This window comes from Muricomes intestini, assembly GCF_004346165.1.
Classification (GTDB): Bacteria; Bacillota; Clostridia; order Lachnospirales; family Lachnospiraceae; genus Muricomes; species Muricomes intestini.
Genome location: NZ_SLZZ01000002.1, coordinates 42,847 through 68,101 on the forward strand (window position 1 = coordinate 42,847; position 25,255 = coordinate 68,101).

At 42.1% G+C, this 25,255-nt stretch carries 27 protein-coding genes; 5 read left to right on the plus strand and 22 right to left on the minus strand.

Going from position 1 to position 25,255, the window contains the following annotated elements:
• Nucleotides 1–7: 7 nt before the first annotated feature.
• Nucleotides 8–1,237, plus strand: a complete 1,230-nt coding sequence (gene hydF / locus EDD59_RS01780) for a [FeFe] hydrogenase H-cluster maturation GTPase HydF (RefSeq protein ID WP_132378304.1) — start codon at nt 8–10, stop codon at nt 1,235–1,237.
• 66 nt (nt 1,238–1,303) lie between these two features.
• Here hydF and EDD59_RS01785 read toward each other — a convergent pair whose 3' ends face one another.
• From EDD59_RS01785 to EDD59_RS01825, 9 genes are all read right to left on the minus strand, one after another.
• Nucleotides 1,304–2,230, minus strand: a complete 927-nt coding sequence (locus tag EDD59_RS01785) for a type II CAAX endopeptidase family protein (protein ID WP_132378307.1) — start codon at nt 2,228–2,230, stop codon at nt 1,304–1,306.
• A gap of 86 nt (nt 2,231–2,316) precedes the next feature.
• Nucleotides 2,317–4,410 carry a sensor histidine kinase gene (locus EDD59_RS01790; RefSeq protein WP_132378309.1) on the minus strand — a complete coding sequence of 698 codons (2,094 nt, stop codon included), beginning with the start codon at nt 4,408–4,410 and terminating at the stop codon, nt 2,317–2,319.
• Nucleotides 4,382–5,080 carry a response regulator transcription factor gene (locus EDD59_RS01795; RefSeq protein ID WP_132378311.1) on the minus strand — a complete coding sequence of 233 codons (699 nt, stop codon included), beginning with the start codon at nt 5,078–5,080 and terminating at the stop codon, nt 4,382–4,384. Before EDD59_RS01795 ends, EDD59_RS01790 begins: the two co-directional genes overlap by 29 nt.
• Before the next feature lie 45 nt (nt 5,081–5,125).
• Nucleotides 5,126–5,713, minus strand: a complete 588-nt coding sequence (locus tag EDD59_RS01800; protein WP_243117311.1) for a DUF374 domain-containing protein — start codon at nt 5,711–5,713, stop codon at nt 5,126–5,128.
• Complete coding sequence (locus EDD59_RS01805) at nt 5,646–6,956, minus strand: glycosyltransferase (RefSeq protein WP_132378313.1); 1,311 nt, start codon at nt 6,954–6,956, stop codon at nt 5,646–5,648. Before EDD59_RS01805 ends, EDD59_RS01800 begins: the two co-directional genes overlap by 68 nt.
• 14 nt (nt 6,957–6,970) lie before the next feature.
• Entirely contained in the window at nt 6,971–7,480 is a 510-nt protein-coding gene (locus EDD59_RS01810) for a DedA family protein (protein WP_132378315.1), read from the minus strand.
• Nucleotides 7,481–7,560: 80 nt separating this feature from the next.
• Complete coding sequence (locus EDD59_RS01815) at nt 7,561–8,265, minus strand: 3'-5' exonuclease (protein ID WP_132378317.1); 705 nt, start codon at nt 8,263–8,265, stop codon at nt 7,561–7,563.
• Between the two features lie 37 nt (nt 8,266–8,302).
• Complete coding sequence (locus EDD59_RS01820) at nt 8,303–8,884, minus strand: xanthine phosphoribosyltransferase (RefSeq protein ID WP_132378319.1); 582 nt, start codon at nt 8,882–8,884, stop codon at nt 8,303–8,305.
• Nucleotides 8,885–8,940: 56 nt separating this feature from the next.
• The gene (locus EDD59_RS01825; RefSeq protein ID WP_132378321.1) at nt 8,941–9,564 is read right to left on the minus strand and encodes a YesL family protein; all 624 of its coding nucleotides are present in this window, start codon (nt 9,562–9,564) and stop codon (nt 8,941–8,943) included.
• 309 nt (nt 9,565–9,873) lie between these two features.
• Here EDD59_RS01825 and EDD59_RS01830 point away from each other — a divergent pair, with 309 nt between their 5' ends.
• A complete protein-coding gene (locus EDD59_RS01830; protein WP_330571846.1) occupies nt 9,874–9,996 on the plus strand; it encodes a hypothetical protein in 123 nt (40 codons plus the stop codon).
• A gap of 28 nt (nt 9,997–10,024) precedes the next feature.
• On the opposite strand, the gene EDD59_RS01835 is transcribed toward EDD59_RS01830, so the two are convergent.
• Entirely contained in the window at nt 10,025–10,717 is a 693-nt protein-coding gene (locus tag EDD59_RS01835) for a Crp/Fnr family transcriptional regulator (protein ID WP_132378323.1), read from the minus strand.
• Between the two features lie 90 nt (nt 10,718–10,807).
• Here EDD59_RS01835 and EDD59_RS01840 point away from each other — a divergent pair, with 90 nt between their 5' ends.
• Entirely contained in the window at nt 10,808–11,509 is a 702-nt protein-coding gene (locus EDD59_RS01840; RefSeq protein WP_132378325.1) for a 4Fe-4S dicluster domain-containing protein, read from the plus strand.
• Between the two features lie 44 nt (nt 11,510–11,553).
• Here the strand turns inward: EDD59_RS01840 and EDD59_RS01845 are convergent, their stop codons facing one another.
• The 4 genes from EDD59_RS01845 to EDD59_RS01860 form a co-directional block, all read right to left on the minus strand.
• Nucleotides 11,554–12,012 carry a phosphate-starvation-inducible PsiE family protein gene (locus EDD59_RS01845; protein ID WP_207670359.1) on the minus strand — a complete coding sequence of 153 codons (459 nt, stop codon included), beginning with the start codon at nt 12,010–12,012 and terminating at the stop codon, nt 11,554–11,556.
• Nucleotides 12,013–12,076: 64 nt separating this feature from the next.
• Nucleotides 12,077–12,997, minus strand: coding sequence for an aldo/keto reductase (locus EDD59_RS01850; protein WP_132378327.1), 921 nt, complete (start codon nt 12,995–12,997; stop codon nt 12,077–12,079).
• Between the two features lie 218 nt (nt 12,998–13,215).
• Nucleotides 13,216–13,689 carry a VOC family protein gene (locus tag EDD59_RS01855; protein WP_132378329.1) on the minus strand — a complete coding sequence of 158 codons (474 nt, stop codon included), beginning with the start codon at nt 13,687–13,689 and terminating at the stop codon, nt 13,216–13,218.
• Nucleotides 13,690–13,927: 238 nt separating this feature from the next.
• Nucleotides 13,928–14,485 carry a hemerythrin domain-containing protein gene (locus EDD59_RS01860; protein WP_165920831.1) on the minus strand — a complete coding sequence of 186 codons (558 nt, stop codon included), beginning with the start codon at nt 14,483–14,485 and terminating at the stop codon, nt 13,928–13,930.
• Between the two features lie 315 nt (nt 14,486–14,800).
• On the opposite strand from EDD59_RS01860, the gene EDD59_RS01865 reads away from it, so the two are divergent.
• Nucleotides 14,801–15,328: a Crp/Fnr family transcriptional regulator gene (locus EDD59_RS01865; protein ID WP_279233320.1), complete on the plus strand. Its 528-nt coding sequence runs from the start codon at nt 14,801–14,803 to the stop codon at nt 15,326–15,328.
• 83 nt (nt 15,329–15,411) lie between these two features.
• Here EDD59_RS01865 and EDD59_RS01870 read toward each other — a convergent pair whose 3' ends face one another.
• From EDD59_RS01870 to iolN, 3 genes are all read right to left on the minus strand, one after another.
• A complete protein-coding gene (locus EDD59_RS01870; protein ID WP_132378334.1) occupies nt 15,412–16,434 on the minus strand; it encodes a sugar kinase in 1,023 nt (340 codons plus the stop codon).
• 151 nt (nt 16,435–16,585) lie between these two features.
• Complete coding sequence (locus EDD59_RS01875; protein WP_132378336.1) at nt 16,586–16,966, minus strand: zinc-binding dehydrogenase; 381 nt, start codon at nt 16,964–16,966, stop codon at nt 16,586–16,588.
• Between the two features lie 149 nt (nt 16,967–17,115).
• A complete protein-coding gene (gene iolN / locus EDD59_RS01880) occupies nt 17,116–18,234 on the minus strand; it encodes a 3-dehydro-scyllo-inosose hydrolase (RefSeq protein ID WP_132378338.1) in 1,119 nt (372 codons plus the stop codon).
• 422 nt (nt 18,235–18,656) lie between these two features.
• On the opposite strand from iolN, the gene EDD59_RS01885 reads away from it, so the two are divergent.
• Nucleotides 18,657–19,361, plus strand: coding sequence for a GntR family transcriptional regulator (locus tag EDD59_RS01885; protein WP_132378340.1), 705 nt, complete (start codon nt 18,657–18,659; stop codon nt 19,359–19,361).
• Between the two features lie 96 nt (nt 19,362–19,457).
• Here the strand turns inward: EDD59_RS01885 and EDD59_RS01890 are convergent, their stop codons facing one another.
• The 5 genes from EDD59_RS01890 to EDD59_RS01910 form a co-directional block, all read right to left on the minus strand.
• A complete protein-coding gene (locus EDD59_RS01890; protein ID WP_165920832.1) occupies nt 19,458–20,480 on the minus strand; it encodes a sugar ABC transporter substrate-binding protein in 1,023 nt (340 codons plus the stop codon).
• An 88-nt stretch (nt 20,481–20,568) separates the two neighbouring features.
• Nucleotides 20,569–21,591, minus strand: coding sequence for an ABC transporter permease (locus tag EDD59_RS01895; protein ID WP_132378344.1), 1,023 nt, complete (start codon nt 21,589–21,591; stop codon nt 20,569–20,571).
• Complete coding sequence (locus tag EDD59_RS01900) at nt 21,592–23,115, minus strand: sugar ABC transporter ATP-binding protein (protein ID WP_132378346.1); 1,524 nt, start codon at nt 23,113–23,115, stop codon at nt 21,592–21,594.
• A gap of 181 nt (nt 23,116–23,296) precedes the next feature.
• Complete coding sequence (locus EDD59_RS01905) at nt 23,297–24,301, minus strand: Gfo/Idh/MocA family oxidoreductase (RefSeq protein ID WP_132378348.1); 1,005 nt, start codon at nt 24,299–24,301, stop codon at nt 23,297–23,299.
• Nucleotides 24,302–24,455: 154 nt separating this feature from the next.
• Entirely contained in the window at nt 24,456–25,250 is a 795-nt protein-coding gene (locus tag EDD59_RS01910; protein WP_132378350.1) for a TCP-1/cpn60 chaperonin family protein, read from the minus strand.
• Between the last annotated feature and the right edge of the window lie 5 nt (nt 25,251–25,255).

The window sequence follows — 25,255 nt, forward strand, 5'->3', positions numbered from 1 at the left end:
GTTCTATATGAGTTTAAATGCCACACCCTCTTCTGACAGAGTACATATTGGAATATTTGGCAGGCGCAATTCCGGCAAATCCAGCATCATCAACGCTGTAACCGGGCAAAATCTGGCTATTGTGTCCAATGTCAAAGGCACCACTACAGATCCTGTATTAAAAGCAATGGAGCTTCTTCCTCTTGGCCCTGTTGTTATCATTGACACCCCAGGGCTGGATGACAAGGGGGAACTAGGCCTATTAAGAGTTCAGAAGGCATACCAGATTCTCAATAAAACAGATATTGCTGTCCTCGTTATAGACAGCTCTGTGGGAATGACCGGGGCAGACCGGGGCATTTTAGAGCAGATTCAGAAGAAACAAATCCCTTATGTGATTGCATATAATAAGGCTGACCTGGCTGATGAAGACTTTGAAATTCCTCCCACAATTTCCGGCGTTTTTAATGATATTCCTGATGTTCCCGCAGGTAATATTATTGCAGTAAGCACTGTAACAGGAAAAAACATTTATGAGTTGAAAGAATTGATTGCACGCCAGGCTCCTGTGGAAGACAAAAACCGGCGGATTGTAGGGGATCTGATACACCCCTCGGACTTTGTCATCCTTGTGGTTCCCATAGACTCAGCTGCTCCCAAGGGGCGGTTGATTCTTCCGCAGCAGCAGACTATCAGGGACATACTGGAAGTCAATGCAGCCGCAATTGTTGTCAAGGAAACTGAACTGAAAGAGACTTTTACGCGGCTGGGGAAGGCTCCGGATCTTGTGATAACTGATAGTCAGGCATTTGCCAAAGTATCTGCAGAAGTGCCACTTGAAGTCCCTCTGACCTCCTTCTCTATTTTATTTGCCAGGTACAAAGGCAACCTGGAAACAGCAGTAACCGGGGCAAGAACCCTGGATAAACTTGCTGACGGAGACACTGTCTTAATCTCCGAGGGCTGCACACATCACAGACAATGCGATGATATCGGAACAGTAAAACTCCCTCGCTGGATTAGCAAACATACGGGAAAGAATTTAAATTTTGAGTTTACCAGCGGAGTAGAATTTCCAATAGACCTATCAAAATATAACCTCATTATCCACTGCGGAGGCTGCACTTTAAACGAACGAGAAATGAAATATCGCTTAAAATGTGCAGAGGACCAGGGGATTCCCATGACCAACTACGGAACCGCTATAGCACATATGCAGGGAATACTGGAAAGAAGCATCCAGATCTTTTCAAAATAGGTAAATAGGTGAATTGTAAAACAATTCTGAAAACGGTCCGCAAAAGGGTCAGTCCCCTTTCCAGTTCTATGGCATAGGCATTGTTACAATACCATACAAAGTCAACCCGACTCCGGCTAAAAATAATGTTGAGGAAATAACGACCAATATAATAGCCGGTGCTTGTTTTCCGCGTGGAAAAAGTTTGTCTCTATATCCCGGGGTCTTGCTGTGCAGCAGATAATTTCCAATATAGAGGCAGGAAGGGGCAGCGGCACACATCATCATATAGACTCCTGCACTTGCTGCCGGCATCGGCTGATATCCCTGCCCGTTCCACATTTCCATGTTTTTATAAATATTCTTCATACTAAAAAGCAAAAGAACCGGCAGCAAATTATTGATAAAATGAAAGAAACAATTATAAAACATATTTTCACTTTCCAGCAAAATATAAGCCATCACAGCTCCGCCGATGGCAGTAGGTATAAATCGGAATACGTTCCCATGAAATAAACCAAATATAATTCCACATATCAATATCGCCATCCATTTATGTTCCCGTGAATTCAGACTTTTCAGGAACACTCCCCGAAACACCACCTCTTCACAGATAGCAGGGGTAACTGCAATAATCAGAAAGGCTGCCAAAAACGGTATATCCACCATGGCCTGACTGAGTCCTGCATTCACATCCAGAATGTCCTCCGGGAAGAAAATGCTCAAAACTAGAATAAGCGTCATCTCAACTAGATAAGCACCTACCCACATCAACAGAGTACCGAAAACCCCGGCACCTGACGGTTTTTTCAACGGGAGCAGGTCCCCCGGGCGATGCCCAAAAGCCATGACCAGCCCCAGAGTAACTGCAAGCATCATCCATTCTGCAAGCAAAGTGCCGTACATCCCTATAGGTGCCAGGAACACCGGCGCAATTATAAATATAATAACCGCCGCCAGAACTACGACCAGTAAACCCTGCCAAAACTTGATTTGTTTGTAATCCTTATACATCAGATTCTCCCATCCGGAAATACATCCATTTTCCAGGTGAATTGTAAAACAATTCTGAAAATGGCCCGCAAAAGGGTCTGACCCCTTTACGGCACTGGAAATGTGATTTCCACTTTGTACAAATCTGCATCTGTTGATATTTTCAGCGTTCCGTGCTGCAGCTCTGCAAAGCTTTTGGCAATGGCAAGGCCTAGCCCGGAGCCTTCTGTATTTCTTGATATATCTCCCCTGACGAATCTGTCGGTTATTTCTTCCGTATTGAAGTTCAGCTCCTCCGCGGATACGTTTTTCATGGAAATGTGTACCTGGTCATCCAGTTCGTTCATTTCTACGTATACTCTTGTATGAGGCATTGCATATTTTGTGATATTCACAATCAGATTCTCGAAGATGCGGTAAGTCTTCTGGCTGTCTAGCCATAACACAATCTTATGGTCCGGGAGCGACCAACGGAAATCCAGATTTGTTTCTTTTATTTTACTATCATACTCCAAACCTACCTGTTTTAGCAAATCTACTATATCAACTGACATAAAATTCATCGTCACATTATTACTTGCTGCCTTGCTGATTTCAAACAAATCTTCTATCAGCACTTTTAAACGCAGAGATTTCTGCTCCAGAATCTGAATGTATTCTTTTCTCTTTTCCTCGTCATTTTCAGTTTTCAGTAAATCAGTATATGTGATAATGGCGGTCAGAGGTGTCTTCAGGTCATGTGAGACATTGGTAATCAACTCTGTCTTCATTCTCTCACTTTTTACTTCCTCTTCCACTGCTTTTTTAAAACCGGACTGGATTTTCTTTAATTCTTCCTGAACTGGATTAAAGATTCCCATGTCTGCTTCGAAATTGGAATCCAAATCACCTTCTGCCAGTCGATTTGTTGCCCGAAGCAGCAGCTTGTATTTAGACTGAATATCTTTAAAATACTTTTTAAAAAAGAAAAACAGGACTATAGAATAAATAACAAGAGCTGCGATTCCGTAAAACCACATACTGCAGATAATCAGTAGAACAACAAAATTTAATAATACAATTTTTAAAATAGTACGGTTTGTTTTATCTTGAAAGTCAAGATGAAGCAGCATATCATACTGTTTCCTGCAAAAATGTTTAGTCCGGTTCCAGATTTCCCCGGCCTTCTTCTTTATTCCTCTCCCATACTTAGCTTTTCGTTTTTTCAGCCAGCGAAATATTCTGGCACATAATATTCTTTCTGTCCAATATGCTTTTTTCATGGTAAACATCGCTCCAAGGCAGGCGAATCCCCAGAATACAATGCCAAATACAACAAACCACATCACCACATTGGCAGCAATGTTAACTACAGTGCCCAGCGTATTTGGTTTGGCATTGATTGTAATCAATACCATCTCTGCTACAAAATTTGCCATTCCCGCCAAAATGCCCAGTGCAGTGACAACAATTTCAAAGGGAACTGCAAATATCTTTTTTTCTTCGAAGATACTGCGTTGCTTTATAGTCAGACAAACAGCAGCACAAGCAACAATCAATGCTAATACAATGCTAATCGTGCTGTAGAATTCACTTTCTGCCAACCCTCTTACTGCAAGGTATTCAAAATCGCCGCTGTCTTTTATATACGCATTCAACTTCTCCCCTGTTATCCCGTACACTATCTGTACATCTGACGGCGTTTCAACGCCCTGGTAAGGAAAAGGTTCCATACTCAGCAGATTCTGCTCCATTTCATACTGTAATTGAACATCTATCTTGCTCCCGGTCACCTGGACTTTCGAGATTTGTCCGTCATTTTGAAAGGTAAATTCCACCCGAAACGCATAGGAAGTATTTTTCGCTTTTAAATTTCTCAAAACAGAATTACTATTTGTACCCAGCTGGGCAGTGCCCCTTGAATCAAACACCTCATAATCCATATATTTGCGCAGCAAATCAAACCGGCTGTTTCCATATTGCTCCTGCAGCAGTGCTCTGTCTGCCTTTCCTGTCACCTCATTGTACAAAATATAATTCCCGTTTTCCAGATCCCGGCAAATATCTGTCAGAGACTGCTCATATATGATATCGTTTTCCCCGCTCTGCATCTCTCGTGAAAACGCGGGATATGCTGCCACCATTCCCACCGAGCATATAAGTATCAGTATAAAAACGAATGCAATTATCCGTCTACGACTGTTTTTCAATTTTATATCCAACTCCCCACACCACCTTCAAATATTTTGGATTTTTCGGGTTCACTTCAATTTTTTCCCGAATGTTGCGCACATGCACCATAATTGTGTCTGTGTTAATAGCCCTTTCCTGCCAGACCCGTTCGTAAATTTCTTCTGCACTAAAGACATGCCCCGGATTTTTCGCAAGCAGCAGAAGAATCTTATACTCGATAGGCGTCACTTTCACCGGATTCCCATCCACCGATACTTCCACCGTATCCTCATTAATTTCCAGCCCTCCAATTACATGCACGTTTTCTTTCGGCTCCAGTTTTTCCATAAATCTTTTATAACGCCGTATCTGTGAATTTACCCTCGCCATTAATTCCATGGGGGTAAAGGGTTTTGTCACATAATCATCTGCACCCAGATTGAGACCTGTAATTTTATCCACCTCCTCGGATTTTGCAGATAACATAATAACCGGAAAATCGTATTTTTCCCTCAGTTTCATCGTCATCTGGATCCCATCCATGCGGGGCATCATAATGTCCACAACAGCAAGATGAATCTCTTCTTTATCTATAATTTCCAGTCCCTCTATGCCGTCCGCTGCCTGAAACACCTTATATCCCTGGCTTTGCAGATAAATCTGGACACCTTCTCTAATTTCCTTGTCATCTTCCACAATTAAGATATGATTCGTTTCCATAATTCCCTCCTGATTCATCCTGTCTAAATTTCTTCTATCAGTATATCACATGATGTAAGGGACAAAAGGTGTTTTGTCTACCTCTCCATAATTGTGCGCTGCAACAGTTATCGTAGAAAACGGCAAAGGTATCACATATTTATCCCATCTCCTCGTGAGGCGCAGCTTTGAGGAGTAAGAAACTGTAATCCCCACAAAATCCTCCTGTACCTGTTTTGCGAGGTAAAATGCCAGTTTTTTCGGCTCATGCCTTGGACCCAGAGGACCGTCCAGAGCAACTGCCATACACCGGGTACTCTCATATGCATTTTGCAAAACAGTTTTCAGTGCTCCAAACCCTGCAAATCCATCGGACACCCTGATTGCATGCCCTCCGCAGTGCTCTATTAGCTTTTGTATATAATTTCCTCTTTCGTCAGCAGTCACAATCACATCCACGGGATTTGTCTGTTTTGAAAGTTCTTTCAGCACCAGATTCATAAAAAAACTGTCTTCGTGCCAGAACCCAAATATCTGCCTGCCCCGGCAAATGGAAATTTCAGCCCACTGTATTGTGACGGTCTTCTCAAGAAGCTTTAAATATCCTGTAAATAAAAGCACCAGAATGTTCCGTCCAGCCTGCTTCATCTTCATATACACTCTTCCTTTCTCTTTTTGCTCTCACACACTGCTCATAAAGTTGTTCCTCATACACTGCCAGCCTGGAGGCCTTAAAACGAACGGCATCCAATTGTGCCTGTTCTTTCAGTTTCCCATAGTTTTCTTCCCTCAATGCCTCTATAATTTTCTCCGTCCACTCCTCTATATCTTCCTCTGTCATATACCCGTTTTGCCCGTTGACAACAATATCCTCCACCCCCGTGGCTTGCACGGCGACTACAGGACTGCCTGCAGCAAACGCTTCGGCCAGAACGATTCCCTGTGTTTCGGATTTTGACGCAAACAGAAACAAATCACAGGCCCTTATATAATTCTTTATCTTTTCGTTTTCTATATTTCCTAAGAAAAGCACTTCTTCCGAGATACCAAGCCCCTCCGTCATCTGTTCCAGACTGTTTCTCATACTTCCTTCCCCGATGAATAGCACCCTGAAACTATTACCCATTTTTTCCTTCAGCCTTGCAACCCCGCGTAAAATAAATTCAGAATTTTTTTCTTTCTCCAATCGGGACACAGTGCAGAACAGGTGGGTTCTTCCTCCAAGATATTCCTTCCGAAGCATCTCAGCTTTTTTTTGATCCTGTATATAGAATGAATCTTCCAACCCTGTCGGAAATATAACTGTGGATGTCCTTGTTCCTCTTTCTGTTATTATCTCCTGCATACTTGTAGTTGGAGCCAGTACAAGGTCACATTGATTGGTGAACCAGGTTATATATTTCGGTACCAGTTTTTCTTTGCCCAGTCTGAAGATTTCTCTTCCCATAGTTTTACTCTTTTCCATAGAGCGAAATGGACGCAGGTAATGGAGATAATCTTCATATTTTGTATGATAAGTATAGATAACCGGCAAATCGTATTTTTTACCCAGATAAAGGGCTACCGGCCCTACAAACATTGGGTGATGCACGTGAATACAATCAAATCCTTTTCTTTCAAAGTCCTGTAATATTTCCCTGATTATTACTTTAGGACAGACCATTCCATTTTCAAGCTTATACGTCCCTGTCTGATAGCGGATGACATCTATATTATTCCCGTCCTTTTCCCCTATCTGTGAGACTGTTTGTTTTGCATCCTCTTTCTGTCCATATTTCGGGGCAAATACAGTCACACGATGTCCACGCTTGGCCAGTTCTTTAGCCTGTCTTTCTACTGATATTGGTACTCCTCCTATAAAAGGGATATAGTTATTCGTCAACATTGCAATTCTCATTCCCTTCAGCCTCCTCATGCTAGTATTTTAATTGCTGCTTCTCCAAAGTAATAGCCCGCCCCTACAAACACCAGATTCCATAAAAAAATCCCAAAAACTGAACTCACCGTATACTTAACAAAATCCATCTGCACCATTCCTGCCGGAATCGATATAAGAGTCCGTACCATCGGGAGCAGTTTACTTACAAACACTCCAATACAGCCCTTTTGGCGGAGCATTTCTACCTTTTCTTCTATGACGCTCTGGTGTTTTGGAAATTTCCGAAAATAAAAGCGCAGAAATCTTGGACCTCCAAGCCTGCCGAGAAAATATAGCAGCCAGCTTCCGGTAAGTCCCGCTGCTACGGATAGTAGCATCACCATTGGAAAGCTTACCTCACCTTTTGCCGCCCATATACCCGCCAAAGGCATGATAACCCCTGCCGGAAATCCGGGCAGATTCATATATTCCAAAAGAACAATCAGATATATAAAAAAGCAGCCATATTGGAAAAAATATTGAGTCAATGTCTGGATATTCATAGAAACAGCCTCCTTTAGAATTCTGTATTAGAATAAAACAAAATTCTAAAGGAAGCCGTTATAAGAAACTAAAAATTTTCTTAAGATTTCGCACCATTTAGTATTTGATCGATCAGCTTTGATGCCTCGCTTCTTGTAATCGTCTCGGGATTCCAGGTTATTTTAATCCCATTGTTCTGCATAAGCTTTCTTAGGAGCCCTATCTGTTTCTCTGTAGCATGCATTACCGGCTTCTGCTTATAATTAAGCGCCGCCGGTTGAAACAGCTTCGGATCAGTCTCTTCAAAAAAATGGGCCAGTGTCTGATACAATTTTGCAGTGGCAAGGGCATCGTGATATGCCCGGTGAGCTGCATTGTTCTCAATATGATAATACTCGCACAAGGCACCGAGACTCTTTGATTTCATGTCTTTATGTACCTTCTGTGCAATTTTCAACGTGTCAATTCCGTTCTTATCAAAAGCCATCCCTTCTGATAAGGCACTCATTTTCATAAAGCTGTAATCAAAAACAACATTATGCCCGACCAAAATATCGTCTTCACAAAAATCGAGGAACTCAGGTATAACCTCCTGTCTGCGTCTTGCCTGCTCCACCATCTGATTAGTAATCCCTGTCAGCTCCGTAATAGCAGGCTGTATGGACTCCGTGGGGCGTATAAACTCCATAAACCGCTCCTGCACTTTTCCGTCACGCACCTTCAGCGCACCTATTTCTATAATTTCATTTTGCTCCGGATTCAGACCGGTTGTCTCCACATCAAAGGCAACATACGATTTTAGCATATCTTATCTCCTGTTACTCTCCATCTTTTGCAACACACTACTGTTCACGAAATACAATTTCCCCAGTCTGGGCATTCATTTTCTCTATAACTGCCAGCGATTCCAACTGAAATCCCAGATTCCGGATGATACGTCCGCCGGATTGAAAGCCCTTTTCAATAGCAATACCGATTCCTTCCACCGTAGCCCCCGCCGCCTGAACAATACGAATCAGTCCTTGAAGCGCGCAGCCATTTGCCAGAAAATCATCAATAATCAGAACATGATCCTCCGGTGACAAAAACTTCTGAGCTACAATCACATTGTTTTTACATTTATGAGTAAAAGATTCCACCTCAGCCACATACATCTCCCCCTCCAGATTAATACTCTGCGACTTCTTGGCAAACACCACCGGAACATCAAATTGCTGTGCCACAATACATGCAATGCCTATGCCGGAGGCCTCAATTGTCAAAATCTTATTAATCGGCTTATCCGCAAAACGGCTCTTAAACTCCTTTCCCATTTCACCAAATAAATGAATATCCATTTGATGATTCAGGAAACTGTCAACCTTCAGTACATTACCTTCCTTAACAATTCCATCCTTTAAGATCCGTTCTTCTAAAACATTCATCCCCAGTTCCTCCTATTTTAAAAAAGGGGTCTGACCCTTTTGCGTTTCTTTTTCTCTTAATTCTCGTTTGTATGAAATATTCCAAAAACTTTATGCAACATAAATGAATTCACCCAGGCCACCAATGACACCCCTGCCACGAGCCACAACGTTATACCAATCAGCAGTGTCCTTGTATTCAGCAGCGTAAGTATAACCGGACCTGCAGTCACCACAACCATAAGTATCGTATAAGGCAGCTTTGCCACAGACAACAGCAGCGCATTTTTTAATGTGTTCTTAATGGTATTCTCATAGCGTGCTGTCAGCGGAAAAACATATATCACTGCGCACACCCAGATAAACCCCAATATGGTGAAAATTCCCTGAAATACTGTGCGTATCGGAGGTTCCATACCGGAAACCAGTCGGACATCAAATCCAAGCACGATTCCTATCCCACTCATAATCAGCCATATTATAGTGCCTTTTTTAAAATTATCCTTAAATGCTCTGAAAAATCCCTTTACAATATATCCCTCTTCATTTTTTACTATCTTCAGCATCACCGTGTACAATGCAGTGGTTGAAGCCCCAATTGTAAAAAGCGGGATGGAACATATCATCCATAGAATATTCAGTAGTATAAAGTCGCAAACCCTGCTTAAGGCCCGCATTACTACGTTATCCGTCCAGTTCATAGTACTCTCTCTTTTCTTATATTATTTGTAACTGTTCAGAACCAGGGGAATATATTATATTTATAAATACTCCGTAAAAGCTCGCTTTCTAAAGGGGTGTTTTGAAATATATCTATTTGGCGAGAGCCAAACAGCTTAAAAACTTACAGTTTTCAAGCTTGGTTCTGAATAGTTACTATTATACTTTAAAAAAGACAAGTTCTCAACACACTTTTAAAATTCAGATAATGATATGATACCAGGGAACGCTTCACCAATAATCACCCTAAGTTTCCTCTGTTTATAAAGGCAGTCTCAGACAATGCTCTGGTGGAAGGTACTATTATTGAAATCAATGTCACAACCCCGGAAGGAAAATGCTACAGTTCAAATATTAAATTAAAAGAAGACGACATTGAAATGATACAGATGCTGCAGCAGCTTGACCAGTAAATAGCTGGTCCCGCCTGCAGACAGTGCACTAGTCCTCCATCTTCAGATACATCCCATCTGTCTTTGCCTCTTTTAAAATGAAATGATTCTTCTTATAGCTTAAAAGTCCCTCTTTTTGCATTTTGGAAAGCTCGCTGGAAAGCGCACTTCTGTCCACAGAGAGATAATCTGCGAGCTGCTGTCGGCTGAAGGGAATATCTATATACATCTTCCCCTGCCTCACAGCTTCCCAGGACAGATAAGACAACAATCTCTCACGAATAGTTTTTGGTGTGATATGATTTATTTTCCGTGACAGGTTCAAATTTTTTACAGACATTGTGACTAGCAGATTGCGGATAAGCCTCTCATGATGATCGCAGGAGGAGCTGCAGGTCTGTATTACTTTTCCCACATCCAGAAACACAACCCTAGATTCCAGAGTCGTCATCACATCTGCCATCATTGGTTCTTCAGGATTACAGGCATATGTTTCTGCAAAAACATCTCCGGGCAGAACATGTCCGATAATGTTCTCATTTCCCCACACATCCGTCCTGACAATGTTGACTCCCCCCTCCAGCAGGAGTCCCAGTCTGTGCACCGTTTGTCCCATATGATATATTGTATGGTCTTTGGGGTATCTTCTTTCCTCCGCACCAAGACATTTCAGCATGATTTTAGTTTCTTCCTGTGTAGTGCCTGCAAATAATTCAGTTTCTGAAATAAATTTATAATCCATATTTTTTCTCCGTTTTGTTGTAATAACAACATTCTCTTTCTTTTGAGTATAGTACAATGCCTATATAAAATCAATCAGGAGGTATTTATTTTGATAAGAAAAATTATAGAAATAGATGAAGAAAAATGCAACGGCTGCGGACTGTGTGCACAGGCATGCCATGAAGGGGCTATTGGAATGGTAAACGGAAAAGCAAGGCTTCTAAGAGATGATTACTGTGACGGATTGGGCGATTGTCTCCCAAACTGTCCGACAGGGGCTATTACTTTTGTTGAGAGAGAAGCTGCCGAATATGACGCAGAAGCTGTTCTGCAGCATCAAAAAGCCAAGAATGAACAGTCACAGCCCTTTGTCTGCCCCGGATCACGTGCAAAGGCAATAGACCGCACCCCGCTCCAAAAAAATGTTCCAACCACGCCTGAAGCGGCCAAATCCCGGCTTCGCCAGTGGCCGGTACAGATAAAGCTTGTCCCTGTTAACGCACCCTATTTCGAGGATGCACAGCTCCTTGTCGCCGCAGACTGCACGGCCTATGCCTATGCCAATTTTCATCAGGATTTTATGCAGGGAAAAATTACACTGATAGGATGCCCAAAACTGGATGACGTTGACTATTCTGAGAAGCTGACCGAGATTATCAGACAGAATTCTATTAAAAATGTCACCATAATACGAATGGAAGTTCCTTGCTGCGGCGGACTGGAGCAAGCCGTCAAGACTGCCCTCATGAACAGTGGGAAAATGATTCCGTGGCAGGTTGTAACCATATCCACAGAAGGAGAGATTCTATAAAAGAAAGATCTCGGCCTTAACAGATATTCATCAAGGGCAGTGCTTCACTGCCCTTGTTCTGTCTCATTCCCGGCCGGCACTGCTTTGTCACCTGCCTCACCACCAGTGTCTTCTGAATGTTCTTCATCGTTTTTCACTAAGAACTTCAATGTGACAAATACAATTGCTATTGCCACTGCCCCAAACACCAGATCTGTCATAGAAGTGGCATATATCAGCATTTTCCTGGCTATTACAAAAAGTATTAATTCCAAAAGTGCCTTATTAGAATGGTATAATATCATTGATATGAGCTCTGCCCCTACAATCAGCAGCAGTACATGTCCGAGAAAAGCCTGGAAAAGATCATATGACTTGTCCGGAGGGGCCTGTAGAATTTCAAAAAAATATTTAACCAGATCTATCAGTCCGATAACAATTCCAATCATCAATATAACAGCAATAATAATTTCAATTGCATGAATGGCCCTTTTAAACTTCTCTTCAATAAAAAATTTCTTCACTTTAATGTCTCCTAAGCAGTTGCCTTCAACACAGCTGTTCACGAGTTTCCGGTGTGTTAGCGGATTAAGGCAATATGTGCCCTGCACTTAAATAAACCTGATACCACTCTTCTCTGCTCAGGTTGATGCTGCACCCCTTTGCTATTTCTTCCAGACGATTCAAGTTTGTTGTTCCGGCTATCATCTGTACATGTGCAGGATGTCTCAGCATCCAGGCAGTAACAATTGTAACAGGTGTTGCATTATATCGTTTTGCCAGTTCTTCCAGCTGCTGATTTAATTCCGGATACTTATCACTTCCAATAAACACCCCTTCAAAAAAACCGTACTGGAAAGGTGACCATGCCTGAATTGTCATATCCTTCAGACGGCAGTAATCCAGAATACTCCCATCATGATCCACAGAACCATCCGTCAGCATGTTGACCTCCATACCGTTTGCTATCATATTAGAAAATGGTATACTAAGCTGCAGCTGGTCGGTTACAAAGTCCTGTTTCACATATTTCTTCAGCAGTTCTATCTGCATTGGCTTGTGATTAGATACACCGAAATTTCTCACCTTGCCCGATGCATTCAGCAGGTCAAAAGCTTCCGCCACTTCCTCCGGCTCCATGAGAGCATCCGGGCGGTGAAGAACCAGAACATCCAGATAATCGGTATTCAGCCTTTTCAAGCTGTCTTCTACGGACTTTATGATATGCTCCTTAGAAAAATCATACATCACTCCCGGAACAATTCCACATTTAGACTGCAAAATAACATCTTCGCGCCTGAACTCTGTCTTTGCAAATGCCTCGGCAAAAAGAGATTCACATTTACCGTCTCCATATATGTTAGCATGTTCAAAAAAGTTTATTCCCAGCTCCATGCATTTATTAATGTAACCCTCCAGGCTTTCCTCATCCAGGGCATTTATCCTCATACACCCTGCTGCAATTACCGGAACTTCAAGGCCACTTGTTCCCAATGACATTCTCTTCATCTCTTGTATCCTCCCGCATGATTAATTTGTAACTGTTCAGAACCAAGTAAATATATTTAAAAGCCCCAACGAAGTCCGCTTGAATATGCAGTGAGTTGGGTTTTGTTTCCATTATTATATGCTTATGAAAAGACCTTCGTCAAGTGCTTTGCTATAAATATTGTTACCGTAAAGGCTCACCAACATTCTATTGGACACCTGCAGCTGGATTCTAAAACTCAACAAGCATTTACGCCGGCTATTACCTTCACCTGGGAGAGCGGCAGCTGGGTTCTTTGTGCGGTCTGTTCCACCGTCATTCCACGCTCCAGAAATCTCCGTGCAACATATTCCATAGACTCTCCGATTTCAATTACATGTTTGTCCGGGTCATAAATACGGATCACACGCTGTCCCCAATCGTGCTCCTTGCACTTGTTCAAATATTTAATTGAAAAACTGCTTTCCTCCAGCTTTTGAAGGAATTTGTCAATATTATTTTCTTCAAAATACAGTTCCGCATCGTTTCCGCCAAATGTAGTTTTCTTTGCTATAAAGGTGTCCCACAGCTTTCTTTCCTGCAGTGCCAATCCCTCTGTAAGTACCACGTTTTCACCAAAATCTGCAATCATCTCTAGGTCAAACAGTTCCTTGTAAAAGGCTTTTGATTTCTCTATGTCATCTACAACAAATAAAATATTTTTAAGTTTCATTACTTCCCTCCTTTAGCAGTTTTGATTTGAATCTACCAGGCGCTAATCCGCTTCTATTAATATAAATGTAACGTAATTATTATTACAATGCAACAGGGAAACTTAAAAGCTAAAAAAGGAGCCGGGAAACCCAGCACCTATTTACGATGTGGATTTCCGGCTTCTCCTTTATTTTCCGATATTGTACGTGTTACACTTATGTTGCAGTTCTTTCATCACTCTGTTGGTACACCCCTACCTATAAATACTTTTCTTCTAGCTCTTTAAGCACCTGCAGCTGATATTCCCTTTCAGCAGCGTTTTCCACATCTGCCTCAAATGCCTGGCTTTGCTCTTCAATCCGCTCCATTGATTTTTCTGGTAAGTGCTTTTCACCAAATGTAAATACTGTTTCATTTTCTTTTTGAATATGTCTGCGCAGGAGATGCTCATAACTGCCCGCTGCCACTAAGATGGCTAATTTATTTTCAACAGAAGGGTCTTCTTTGAAAGAGTCAAGTGCCTCATCCAAATCGGAAACATACAGGCGTCCGAGGTCATGCTCTATCAGCATCCCTCCCTGTATTACCTTTTCTGCCGGACCGCCCAGATCTTTTACCATAGCTTTGAACAGGTATTTTTCTTCTTTTCCGTGATGGGTTTTATCGGCATATCTCCGGATAAATGCTACCATCTTTTTTAAATCATCCACATCTATTTTGTCATTCTGTAATACATCTAATGATGCTTTATGAACTACATCCAACATCCTCTGAATGTTCTCATGCTCTTTCTTAAGCAGTTCTATATTATTCATTTTCTTTCCTTTCTCAGGCAGTACTCTGAGGTTGCAGTATGGCTGTATAGAATACCATAGTTTTCGAGTACTCCTTCTATCCATGAATCTCTCAAACTATAATAAACATCTGCTCCCAAATCCGGGTCTGTCCAGTACTTTTCATGAGGGCAGTTTCTTACTCTCCATTTTATAACGTCTGCACTTTGCTCTGTAACATCAAATGGAAAATCACAAGGCATTCCATCCAGAAGTATATCATATATGGCCCGGTAGGTCTCCTCTGCATTCAGTCCTGCAGGCAGAACGTATTCCCGTCACAAAGGATTCCAGAATATCAGCCAGTCTGAAAATTTAAGCGGCCGGGTTCAGATTATGAAAGAAGATGTCCTGGGCAACCGTGTGATTTTAAATGACCTTGGCCCAGGAGATGTTTTTGGTGAATCCTTTGTATGCGGCGGAAATTTTTCACTTACAGTGTCTGTGCAAGCGGTAGAGAACAGTTCAATTCTTTTATGCCCTTTAGAACATATCATGCACATCTGCCCAAGTGCATGTGAATTTCACAATACTCTTGTCCGAAATATGGTGGTAATGGTCTCCCAGCACAATATTAAGCTCCTGGAGCAACTGGAAATCACAACAAAGCATTCCCTGCGTGAAAAAATCTTAGCTTACCTGGCTCAGCTGGCACAGGAGCAGAACTCTGCCATTGTCACCTCTCCCTTAGGGCGGGTGGATCTTGCAGATTTTCTAGGTGCAGACCGCAGCTCACTGACACGTGAACTAAAGCGAATGCAGGAGGGAAATTTGATTCAATTCAATAAAAATACATATACCCTAGAAAATGCCAACATCATGTAATAAAACGAGGCTGGGCACTAGTTTCATTAAAATCAACTGTGCCCAGCCCCGTTTCAGCTTTCTATGTACCCTCAAAAATTTACTTATCTTTCCATCTCCGGCCTTCTTCCTGTCGTCTGATGGTCTTTTATAATTTTATTCACTTCTTCCAAATCGGATACAGCCATATCTCCTGGGATGGAATGTTTAACTGCTGCAGCCGCATTACCGTATTCTACTGCTTTCTGACAATCCCCGGCACATGTAAGATATCCATATAAAAAGCCCGCAATATAAGCATCCCCGCTTCCCACACGATCAATAACATCAATGTTTTCATAGGGTAGTTCTGTATAGAATTGATCTTCCTTTTTGTTGTAGGTGCATGATCCGAAGGAATGGACTTTGGGGCTGTGGACAATACGCTGCGTAGTCGAGACTACAGAAATCGGGTACTCCTCTGTAAAACTTTTCATGATGTTCTCCACAGTGCCCTCTTTCAAAAATGTAAGTCGTGCCGTATCCTCCGAGCAAAAGAAAATATCCACCATGGGAAGAATGCTCTCAATACACTCTTTTGCCTGGAATCCTGTCCAGAGATTACCCCTGAAATTTACGTCAAATGCAACTAGTACCCCCTGTTCTTTGAAGCGTTTCATCATTTCTATCGTCGTTTCACGTACCCGGCCTCCCAGAGCAAGCGTAATACCTGTTGTTAAAAAGCACCGAGTCGACGAGAACATCTCATTTGGAAAATCATCTATGTCAATCCGATTCACAGAAGAGTATTTTCTGTCATAAACAACACCCGGTTTCCTTGGATGCGCACCATATTCAAAATAATAGATTCCGATACGTGCCTCCGGTGAGTTATCATAGACAAGGTAACGGTCACTGACCCTGGAAAACCGTATTGTATTACGGGCATATTTGCCTAAATCATTTTCCGGCAGTTTTGTAATTATGCCCGTTTTCAGGCCGAGAAGCGAAGCACCGCCCGCCACATTCAATTCAGCACCTCCCACTCTGTTTTCGAGTATTTGAGACCGGACAAGTCTCTCATTTCCAGGAGGTGACAAGCGGAGCATTACTTCTCCCAATGTGAGTAAATCATATTCCTTCGTCATGTTTTTCTCCTTTACGGTCGTATTACGAGAGCATATGTATATACAGTGCCTTGGCAATACCACCAGCTTGATGTCGTCAGCCGCTAGATAAACCGGCACATCGCACTGGGCTAGCTATCTCAGCCAGCAATGTTTTGCTCAAATTATATCTTTATTCATTTTGCTCTCCAAAAGTCAGCATTACTTTTATAACATTCTTTTTATCATTCATAGCTTTGTCAAATGCCTTGTCAATATCTTTGAAGTCAAAATAATCGGTTGTCAGCTTTTTAAAATCTATCCTGTCACGGACCTGACTCATAAATCGTATGGCACGCGGTGTAAAATGATCGGTTCCTCCTGAACCTTTGATACGCAGGGTTCTCCAGTTAATCTGCCCGATTTCCACTGGTATTTCATGCCCTGCTGTATGCCCTGTAAAGCTTACGCGACAATTATGTCCCGCAATCTGGAATACTGCATTGACTGCAGCATCATTGCCTGAACACTCCTGAATTAAGGACGGACCTCCGCCTCCACATATATCTTTCACTTCTTAATAGAAATCAGGAGAGGTAGGATCCAGTGTGTAGTCAGCTCCGAACTTCTTGGCAATTTCACGTCTGTTCGGAAGAGGATACCCGCAGATCATGAGGTCCATACAAAAACGCTTGTTTACATTTCATGTCTTTTATTTCCCTTCTATAAACATTCAAAAATTCCCTGACGCGGCAATTCATGCACAGACTTCCATCCTTCGCTGAGTGGTTCTTTGAGGAATGGTGCCAATTCTGCTTCTGTGCGAAGCGTTGTCATTTCAATTGGCGGTACTTTGCCTGACGGATATTTTTCATGAATTTCATCATGAATCAAGGTAAGATATTTCAGAATTGCCGCAATGGGCCTTTTTGCTTTCTGTGCCGTTGCCAACTTTGGATTGCCGACCACACCCTCCGGTGTTCCGTTTCGCTCAATAGCTGAATGGCCTTCGCCAAGACTCCATGATGAGGGACGTCTGTAGCAGTCAATGGAGGTGTCAAACTGTCCTTCAAATAGATAGGATGTAGGCCATGCTTCTTCTGCCGCGCTCATGTCCAGCATATCGTTAAACAGCAGCATTCCAACAGCTGTTTCTGCCTCGTCCGCATGGATAAATGGTGTGTCGAAGTCATTTCCATTTGTATCTGTCGGCGTGAAAAATTCTCTTACACTTCTGTGCCACTCAACGGTACGGAAAATTCCAGGCAGCTGATAACGCTTGCAGAACTCATGGATTGCAGCCTCAAGCATCCAGCAGTGACCATGATTGTTTATAAAAATAATTTTGCGGTAACCATCATCCCATAAGCCCAGCATAGTGTAAATCAGTGTTTCTTTAACTACTTCTTCGGGCAGAATAACTGTTCCCGGCATGCCAATGTGATGATATGGGTGGCCTCCATACAACAGCGGCGGAAACGCCAAACTACACTCATCTCCTATTTTCGCTGTATATCTTCTCACGCCCTCCAGAATTTGTGTGACCATAAAGGTGTCCAGACCTGAATTAGCATGTTTACCATGATTCTCTGTACACCCAATGGGAACAAAAACGATATCATTCTTTCTTCTTTTTTCAATTTGTTTACTTCGAGGTGTCGTCTGTATGTAGCTCCCTGCCTTTCCAAGTTCAGATAGACTTGGGATACCATAGTCCAAAATGATTTTATCAATTTCCTCATCGGAGGCATCCCACAGCTCCTTCTTCATTCTTCCAACTGGAGAATCCTCGAACATAATCGCCGGATCATCTGTTGCTAACCATTTTACTTTTTGTGCCATTTTGCTTTCTCCTTTTCATTTTGTTTTATTTTTGCAGCAGTTGGCGGCAGCTTGTGAACCTACCAAATTCCTGCTTCAAATACACTGTAATCATATATATTTCAATGCCGGATCCTGCAAATTTAAAGGTTGTTCTCACTTCTGTATTTCATATACGGTATATCGTATACGGTATATCGTAATTTAATAATAATATTTATAATGGGTATTGTCAATATGCTTTGCATATTTTGTACAATATTGACTATTTTATGTTTTAATTATTGTGCTAATTTTCTATATTAATAAACTGCTTATGACTTAATGTTGACTTTCCAGAAGAAATATGTCAAAATATATAATAATTTTTGTATACGGTATTCTTTGTATTATGATTATGGAATACTGTGTACGATATTCATTTTTATAGAGAGGAAGCAATAATGAAAGAAAAATTAGTTGTAAACAATTTAACAGAGCAGGCCTACGAGCTGCTCCGCACCAAAATATTAAACAAGGAAATTTCACCGGGAACCCGGCTGGTCAGTTCAACGCTGGCAAAAGAATATGGTATCAGCCGTACGCCTTTGCGTGATGCAATACGTAAGCTGGCAGATGATGGACTAGTAACTCCTTCACCTACAAAGGGATTTTTTGTTTTTGAGCCAACGGTAAAAGATATTGAAGAAATCTTTGAGATACGCCAGATACTCGATATTGCGGGTGTGACAAAGCTTATTACAGAGATACTTCCAACTCACCCAGAAGCACTGGAACATATTACAAAAAGTTATGAAAGTTCTCTGTTTCCAACCAATAAATCTTCAACTTTTGTGCAATCAGATGAGGATTTTCACGCAAGTATCATAGCTATGACAGGCAATTCGAGACTCATTGGATATTATGCTGACTTATGCAGTCAGACTAAATTTTTCAGGAAATTAACTTCACAAAACGAGCAAAAAATGCAACAGGCAAACGAGTACCACAAAAAAATTTATGAAGGAATCAAGGATATGAATCTGGGACTGACAATCAGTGCGATAAAATCCCACATTGAGTACAGTAGAGAGGATGCAATTCAGCAATTGTCCTCCGATACAACTGAAAAAACATTTTCGGAAACAACTGATGGGTCTTTCCAATAATTTTAAAATTTATCCTTCAATAGCCCAGTTCTTTGGAAAACTAAGACAGGACCGCCGCGGTTGCGGCAGCCCTGCTTATCCAGTGTAAGCGCAGTTCTAATTAAGCTTAACTCCCGATTTCTCAATCAGATCTTCAACATTGACCCGGAAATCAGTTACGTTCTCTTTAGTTAACACCACCGCCTCTAATGTCTGATGCTTTTCAACCGTCTCGCCATTTAGAATATTAACTGCATTCACGACACCCTGGTATCCTTCTTCGATTGGCTGTTGAGCAATAGAAGCCGTCAACTCGCCATCTTCAATCGAGTCCATCGCATTAAAAGTTCCGTCAAAGCCTACAATTACAACATCGGTAAGGCCTAATGATTTGACTGCCTGCAGTGCCCCCAGTGCCATATCATCGTTGGTTGCATAAAACGCTTTTATATCGCCATCTGACTGCAACATATTTTCGGCTACGTTAACAGCTTTTCCGCGGTCAGAATCAGCGGGCTGCACAGATACCACCTTAAGTCCTGCTTCTTCCATTGCCGCTTGCGCTCCATCGGTCCGCTGGTCATGGTGAACCTGACCATTTAAGCCTCTGATAATAGCCACTTTGTCTCCTTCCTGCAGCTGCGATGCGATAAACTTACCGCCTTCTGCGCCGGCTTCTTCATTCCCCGTGCCAATAAAACAGCTATACAGTGATTCATCGTCAGTATCCAACATAGCATCAATTACCACCAGTGGAATATCGTTGCTTTTTACGGTCTTAGCCGCAGAAACCAATGATGTTGGCTCATTCGGCGCCAGCACAATGGCATCTGAACCACTGTTGCAGGCATCTTCTACCATATTGATCTGAGCTGCCGAATCGGATTCTGCGTTTGGCCCAATCACATCGACGGATATTCCCAGCTCCTCCCCGGCAAGTTTCGCCCCAGCTTCAACCATATGCCAATAGTCGCTGTTCAGTGCCATGCATATAACAGTGATTTCATAATCACTTCCGATCTTACCTTCGGATTCTTTCGATGTCTCTGTCTCTTTGCCACCTCCGCAGCCAGCCATTACCAACATAATGAGCATCAGACATAATGCCAGTGCACTCCACTTCCTCAAATTCTTTTTCATACTTCTCCTCCTTGTCATTTTTTTATCTTTAATACCACTATTAAAACACTCTCTAAGCGAAATATTTTCGAGGCCATACGATTGCTGCCTACTTCTCCTCATCTTTTTTCATCCGCTTTACCCGTTTAAAACCACCATTACGTACTACATCGATAAACACGGCGATAATGATAATCACACCAAGGAAAATTGTCTGCATATCTGAACTGACTTTAAGCAGATTTAGTCCATTACGCAGCACGGAAATCAGAAGCACTCCGAAAAAAGTACCCAAAACATTTCCTTTGCCTCCAAAAAAACTGGTTCCACCGATAATAACCGCAGCAATTGCATCGTTCTCCAACAGTAAACCGGAAAGAGGATACGCCGAATCACTACGACCAACTGCGATAATTCCGCCTAACGCTGCCATAATTCCAGAAATAACATACACACTTGTTCGTACAAAGTCTACATTTATGCCGGAAAGTTCAGCAGTTGTTATACTTCCACCAACAGCATAAATATGGCGGCCCAACCTGGTATAATTTAGAAAAATGCTAAAAATAAAATACATGATGAGCATCAAAATAAAACTCACCGGAATCTTATCCAGAATTGTTCCCGTGCTCTTCCCAACTGCTGCTGAGCCAGCCCATGAAATGATCATTGGCATCCCAGCAATTGGTGTTGCACCGGTAAGTACCAAACCGATTCCCTTGTAAATGTTCTGTGTACCCATAGTAGAAATAAATGGATGAGGAAGTTTACATTTGGTCAGAAGCAACCCATTAATCAAGCCAAGCAGTGCTCCCGTGACAACACATATTACCATGCAAAGTAGTGGTGTAAGACCTATTTCTACAGCACATTTCGCCATTACAATAGTGGACAGGGTCATGGTGAACCCAACCGAAAGATCGATTCCGGCCGTTAATATACAGACCATCATCCCCAGTGCCAGGAAACCGCTCATCGAAGTCTGACGTGCAATATTCATAATATTATTTATTGTTAGAAATCTGTCTGTTCTAATCGTTAGAAAAATGCACAATATAATCACCGCAATGACAGGACCCGCTTTTCCCATAATTTCCTTTAATTTTTTCCCGATACTATTTTCTTTATCCATCTAAAGTGTCCCTCCTGTTGCTAAAGTCAGGATTTCTTCCTCTCCTATCGAGCCATCATTTTTCACAATGCCTGTCTGCTTTCCTTCATACATAACCATAACCCTATCACTCATACCGAGTATCTCATCTATTTCTGATGAAACCATAATAATCGATGCACCATTCTCTAAAAGCCGATTCATAATATTGTAAATCTCCACTTTTGCGCCAACATCAACCCCCTTAGTTGGCTCGTCAAAGATAAAAACCTTAGCTCCAGAAATCAACCACTTCATAATGACAATTTTTTGCTGATTTCCACCAGAGAAATTCATGGCTAATTTTTCTGGTTGCATAGGTCTGAGGTTTAACTCCTGCCCGTACTCTTCAATTGCTGCAAGGCGCTTTTTATTATCAATAAACCCCAGTTTATTTTGAAACTTTTCCAATGGCACAATGGTACCGTTTTCAATTACATTGTGAATTAAAATCAGTCCTTCTTCTTTTCGATTTTCTGTTATTAGCACTACTCCTTGCCTGATTGCATCACGTGGACGCTTTACCTCAATTTCTTCACCATTAAATATCAAGTTCCCGGTAGCCAGCGGATCCGCCCCGAAGATTGCACGCACTAATTCCGTCCGACCAGCTCCAATAAGACCAAATATTCCCAGCATCTCCCCTTCTTTTACTGCAAAAGAAATTTTATCAAATTTATCAGCGCATAATCCTTGGCAGCGTAATATTTCTTTGCCAATTCTCACATTTTTCCGCTTTGGGTATTTTTCTTCCAGAGTTCGGCCTACCATCATCTGAATAATATCTTCTTCTGTGACATCCTTCACTGACATTGTGGCACCGGAGTTCTTCCCATTTCGCAACACTGTAACACGAGTTCCTACCCGTTTAGCTTCATCAAGTTTATGAGTAATAAACAAAATTGAGACCCCCTCGCGGTTCAGTTCAAGCATCAGCTCCATAAGGAAATCAATTTCACTGCGGCCGAGTGAAGAGGTCGGCTCATCCATGATGATCAATTTCGCCTTTCGGTCAATTGCCATGGCTATTTCAACCAATTGCCGCTGACCCATACCCAGCTTTTCCATCGGTGTATCTACATCGATATCCGACAGACCGACCCGATCTAACGCTTTTCGAGCACAAACCCGCTGTTTTTTCCAGTCGATTAGGCCATTCTTACGTTTTTCAAATCCCAAGTACATGTTTTCTACTATACTCAGACACGGAATGTTACTGAGTTCCTGATAAATAACCGAAATTCCCAGTTCATAGGCGTCCTTCAGACTATGTATTTTCATCAGCTGACCAAGCCAAAATATCTCTCCTCCCTCCGGTTTATTGATGCCGATAATAGTCTTAATCAGTGTAGATTTTCCAGCTCCGTTTTCACCGAGCAGTAAGTGTACTTCTCCCTGCTTTACTGTGAGATTTACATTGTCTAATGCCACCACACCGGGGAAAACCTTGGTAATACCCCGCATTTCCAGGAGTGGCACATCAGTACCTGATCTTGTCTCACCCATTTTATCTCCTCCTTTTAGACTTAATACATTCAACTAGAAGACAGCAGGTACGCTCTGCGAAGATGTGGTACTGCCGCCGCAATATATCCATCCCAAGAATAAAGTATACCTACGGCCAAGACTTGGTGTGCGAGAATCCACACTCTTATTTGAGCAAACCCGTTTATGAACTAACAACACTTTAACTATATAAAGCTGGTTTTTCGATCATTTCCACCGCTAAAAATTTTCCTGTCCCACGAGAACGATTTAAAGCATCAGCCGCCGCACAAGCCACATATCCATCCCATGAAGTGGGGCCCGTTGGCCGACCTTCGCCTGCACAGTTTACCCAATCCTGCAGTTCAATATCGTAGGCAGTGGTAAAACGGTCGGCCCAATCGGTTAATAACTGTACCGAACATGTAGCATCTGCACGTTTAATTACCGAATTAGGATCCGGCAAATTTATCGTACCTTTTTCACATACAACCTGGCATTGAATATCGTAACCATACCCATCAGCCACCTGTAACTCTATATCAATCCTTGAACCATTTTCAGTTTCTAACAGGACAATCTGCGGGTTATCATATCCTTTTGTAGACCGTGATGACTGGCGTACCTTAAGTACCTGGGCATTCTTATACTCATCCCTTAATAGCCAGCGGCAGATATCTAATTCATGGATAGCTACATTAGTAATACCCATCTCTGTCTGAAACCCTTCTGGTTGAAAAACATTGCGATGACATGCATGAATCATTAATGGCGCACCTAGGCTGCCAGAATCAATGATGCGCTTCATTTCCATATAGCCCGGATCGTATCTGCGCATAAATCCCACCTGTACCAGGGGCTTATTATGCCGTACCTCTTCGGCTATAATTTTCTCACAGTCAGCTGTGGTTTGTGCAAGCGGCTTTTCACAAAACACTTGTTTTCCCAAGCGAACCGCTTCCAAAACATACGTTGCATGTGATGGATCGGAGGATGTTATCATTACTGCCTCCACCTCTGAATCAGCAATTAAATCTTCACCTGTTTTATACACTGTTCGTATCCCATACTGCACCGCTGTTTTCTTTGCAGTTTCCAAATAATAGTCCGTACAGCCAACTACCTCCGCATCTGGAATCAGACGGGTCAGCCGATTTATATGTTCTCTCCCTATGGCTCCGCAGCCAATTATTCCTATTTTTAACATATCATTTTGCCCCCTAACTTTTTTAAGATTATATCATCTTATTCTTTTTGCCAATCTCTTCTATAAGTTCTCTTTCATCCACGTATCAATAATTACCTTCATGCTTCTCTTTGTTGTACTGGTACGAATCGCAGTTCTATCTTCGTTCTCTCCGTTACAATATGGATCGGACGGCACAAAGGACTGCAAGAATAACCCGCACTGTTTCCAGCACAGAGAGGGCAGTGTTTAGAGGCACTGTTATTCCTATCTCCATCACGTCTACAATTTTACCTGTCTGCAATTCAATACCCATATGCCATAGATCCCGATGTTCTGTGAGCGGAATATGGCCATCTTTGAGTCCGAATTGCTTCAGACTGTAAAATTGCGTGGGTGCTGCCGCTTTAACACAGGCAAAAGCTTCATGAGCCTGCTTTCCTGCATTTTTCGCCAATACCAGAAAGGGGATTTCCAGCGCACATACAAACTTTCTATATGTTGTACACTCACTAGTGCTTTGCATATCCTGTATTACCGGTCTACATATGTTTAACAGATATAGTCCGCCGCCAGGAAGACTTTCACTGTTAGCTTTTGCAATCTCCTGCAGCTTTTTTGCACCTGTTTTCAAAAAACTGTCTATTCCGTCAAGAAAATCTTGTTTATCTATACCATCCGTCTGCCCGATTTGCAGACATTCATTGGCTAGCAGTACAGCGGTTTTAAGGCCATCTTCAGGCAACTCCTTTTGGGAAATCAGTTGACGGACACATTCCGCGTCTGGATCCCCAAAGCATCCGCCAATTATTACATTCTTCATTTTATCCGAACATACTATTTTACCTGCCGTACTCATACTTATAATGTTTCCACTGCCGTAAGCTCTTGCCGCCGCTTTTGCAATGATCCCTAACCCCCGAACAAGCTTTGGGCTGCAGACGGACTGCTCTATTTTTACATCGAACATACTAC